Source organism: Roseateles sp. P5_B10 (genome assembly GCF_056400485.1).
The window spans coordinates 1-3795 of sequence record NZ_JBFULE010000517.1; the positions used below are offsets into that span (position 1 = coordinate 1).

General features: G+C 65.9%; 2 protein-coding genes. Both read left to right on the top strand.

The window, feature by feature from the left end:
* Window positions 1–367, top strand: a 367-nt coding sequence (locus AC1DU6_RS23000; protein WP_477859853.1) for a helix-turn-helix domain-containing protein, incomplete at its 5' end; no start/stop codon positions are given.
* A 482-nt stretch (window positions 368–849) separates the two neighbouring features.
* Window positions 850–3765 carry a ribonucleoside-diphosphate reductase subunit alpha gene (locus AC1DU6_RS23005; protein ID WP_477859854.1) on the top strand — a complete coding sequence of 972 codons (2916 nt, stop codon included), beginning with the start codon at window positions 850–852 and terminating at the stop codon, window positions 3763–3765.
* The last annotated feature ends 30 nt before the right edge of the window (window positions 3766–3795 follow it).

Below are 3795 nucleotides of genomic sequence, written 5' to 3' on the forward strand. Positions count from 1 at the left end.
CCCAGGCAATGTGCGCGAGCTCGAGAACCTGCTGCACCGCGCGCTGGCGCTGGCGGGCGGTGAGTGGATCGACGCCGACGATCTTGGCCTGCCCGACACGCTGCTGGACGAGGACCGCAGCGAGTCGCAGTTCGCCGCGCTGGACACCCCCCTGGGGGCGGCACCAGTGGCCGAGGGCGTGTCCCTGCCCGAGGAATTGCCGTCGGACCTGGCGCGCTATCTCGACGAGGTCGAGCGCGCCATTCTGCTGCGAGCGCTGGAGCTGCACCGCTTCAACCGCACGGCCGCGGCAGCCAGCCTCGGGCTGTCGCTGCGCCAGATCCGCTACCGCATGGCGCGGCTTGCGATCTCGGCTGGTGACAGCTGAAAGAAAAACCTTCTCGGGATTTGCCCTGCTTGAATCTGCGGCGAGGCTATAGAGCGCTTGCTCGGACGCAGCGCTGGCGCGGCCTTGCGGCCCGCTTCGGCCCGCCAGCCCAGTGTTGATGCGGGTTGCCGGTTGCAAGCCCCGATCTGATCGGCCAAAGGCGCGCGCAGGGCATTTGTCCAGAGAAATCGCGGCCAGGGTTTGACACTAGCGGTAGTGCTTGAGGGCGGCGGGGGCCATAGATATAGTGTTCCTTCGTGATATCCTGCTGAGCCAGTCGACCCCATGACCATCCCCTCGGATTCGCTGTTTGCAGTGGCTTGGCCACGGCAGCAAAGCGCCCGGGGACCAAGCCGAAACGCCGGCCTGGCAATGGAGCGGCAGGGACGAAATACCCCACTGAAGCACCGCACGATGCGCTGGCCCGACCTTCGGGTTGATGCCGCGCATTTGCCCGTCATTTCTCGATAAAGGATCCCCTCATGCTGCATGAAGCCGCCACGGGCCAGGCCACCTCCGCCTCGCTGTCGTCGCAGTCCCCGGTCGCGTTTGGATCCGACGCCACCGCCCCCAGCGCCCCTGCGTTGTCCGGCTATCAGGCCTACCAGATCATTCGCCGCAATGGCGCCGTGGTCTCGTTCGAGCCGAGCAAGATCGCCGTTGCGCTGATGAAGGCTTTCCTGGCCGTGCATGGCACCAGCGGCGCAGCCTCGGCCAGCGTGCGTGAGACGGTGGAGCAGCTGACCCAGAACGTCGTGCGCGCCCTGCTGCGCTCGCGTCCGAGTGGCGGTACCTTCCATATTGAAGATGTGCAGGACCAGGTCGAGCTGGGCCTGATGCGCAGCAGCAACCATGAAGTCGCTCGCGCCTACGTGCTGTATCGCGAGCGCCGCACGCAGGAGCGCGCCGCGCAGGGCGAGGCCACGCGYGCCGCCGAGCCGGTGGTGATGGTGGTGGACCGCGGCGAGCGCCGCCCGCTGGACCTGGGTGCGCTGAAGTCGCTGATCGCGTCGGCCTGCGAGAACCTCGGCGCCGACGTCAAGCCTGATCCGGTGCTGGCCGAGACCCAGCGCAATCTGTACGACGGCGTCGCCATCGACGAGGTCTACAAGGCCGCCATCCTGGCCGCGCGCACGCTGATCGAGAAGGACCCGGGCTACAGCCGCGCCACCGCGCGCCTGCTGCTGCACACGATCCGCCGCGAGATCCTCGGTGGCGAGGTGCTGCAGGGCGAGATGACGCAGCGCTATGCCGAGTACTTCCCCGGCTATATCAAGAAGGGCGTGAAGGCCGAACTGCTGGACGAGAAGCTGCAGCAGTACGACCTGGTCAAGCTGGGTGCAGCGCTCAAGCCCGAGCGCGACCTGCAGTTCGACTACCTCGGCCTGCAGACCCTGTACGACCGCTACTTCCTGCACATCGAAGAGCAGCGCATCGAGCTGCCTCAGGCCTTCTTCATGCGCGTKGCCATGGGCCTGGCSCTGSGCGARATCGACCGCGAAGCCCGCGCCATCGARTTCTATGAAGTGCTGTCGAGCTTCGACTTCATGTCCAGCACGCCGACGCTGTTCAACGCCGGCACGCGCCGCTCGCAGCTGTCGAGCTGCTACCTGACCACCGTCAGCGACGACCTCGACGGCATCTACGAGGCGCTGAAGGAGAACGCGCTGCTGAGCAAGTTCGCCGGCGGCCTGGGCAATGACTGGACCCCGGTGCGCGCGCTGGGCTCGCACATCAAGGGCACCAACGGCAAGAGCCAGGGCGTTGTGCCCTTCCTGAAGGTGGTCAACGACACGGCCGTCGCCGTGAACCAGGGCGGCAAGCGCAAGGGCGCCGTCTGCGCCTATCTGGAAACCTGGCACCTCGACATCGAGGAGTTCCTGGACCTGCGCAAGAACACCGGCGACGACCGCCGCCGCACSCACGACATGAACACGGCGAACTGGATTCCCGACCTGTTCATGCGCCGTGTGCTCGAAGGCGGTGACTGGACGCTGTTCAGCCCCAGCACCTGCCCGGACCTGCACGACCTGTTCGGCAAGCCTTTCGAAGTGGCCTACACGGCCTACGAGGCCAAGGCCGACCGCGGCGAGATCAAGCTCTTCAAGCGCATGCCGGCTAAGGACCTGTGGCGCAAGATGCTGTCGATGCTGTTCGAGACGGGCCACCCCTGGATCACGTTCAAGGACGCCTGCAATGTGCGCAGCCCGCAGCAGCACGTCGGCGTGGTGCACTCCAGCAACCTGTGCACCGAGATCACGCTGAACACCAACGACAGCGAGATCGCCGTCTGCAACCTCGGCTCCGTCAACCTGGCCCAGCACATCAAGGATGGCCAGATCGACCAGGCCAAGCTGAAGAAGACGACGCGCACCGCGATGCGCATGCTCGACAACGTCATCGACATCAACTACTACGCCGTCAAGAAGGCGCGCGACTCCAACCTGCGCCACCGCCCGGTCGGCCTGGGAATCATGGGCTTCCAGGACGCGCTGTACCAACTGCGCACTCCCTACGCCTCGCAGGCTGCCGTCGACTTCGCCGATCGCTCGATGGAGGCCGTCTGCTATCACGCCTACTGGGCCTCGACCGAACTGGCCGAGGAACGCGGCCGCTACTCCACCTACAAGGGCTCGCTGTGGGATCGCGGCATCCTGCCGATCGACTCGCTGGACCTGCTGGCCGAGGCCCGCGGCGGCTACGTCGACGTCGACCGCTCGACCACGATGGACTGGGACGCCCTGCGCGGCCGCATCGCCAGCTTCGGCATGCGCAACAGCAACTGCGTGGCGATCGCGCCGACGGCGACCATCTCCAACATCATCGGCGTGGACGCCTCCATCGAGCCGTGCTTCGGCAACCTGTCGGTCAAGTCCAACCTGTCGGGCGAATTCACCATCATCAACGAATCGCTGGTGCGCGACCTGAAGGCGCTGGGCCTGTGGGACGACGTGATGGTCATGGACCTCAAGCACTTCGACGGCTCGCTGCGTCGCATCGACCGCGTGCCGGAGGAGATCAAGGCGCTCTACGCGACGGCCTTTGAAGTCGACACCGTGTGGCTGATCGAGGCCGGTGCTCGCCGCCAGAAGTGGATCGACCAGGCGCAGAGCCTGAACATCTACATGGCCGGCGCGTCGGGCAAGAAGCTCGACGAGACCTACAAGCTCGCTTGGCAACGCGGCCTGAAGACGACCTACTACCTGCGCACGACCAGCGCGACGCAGGCCGAGAAGAGCACGGTGACGCGCTCGGGCCAGCTCAACGCGGTGTCCAACAGCACCGCAGCGATGGCCGCCGCACCGGTCGCGCCGGTTGCCGTCGTCGAGCCCGAACTGCCGGCGACGGACATGAAGTTCTGCTCGATCGACAATCCGGATTGCGAGGCCTGCCAGTAAATTCGGAGTGACGCTCTCACTTGTCTATAC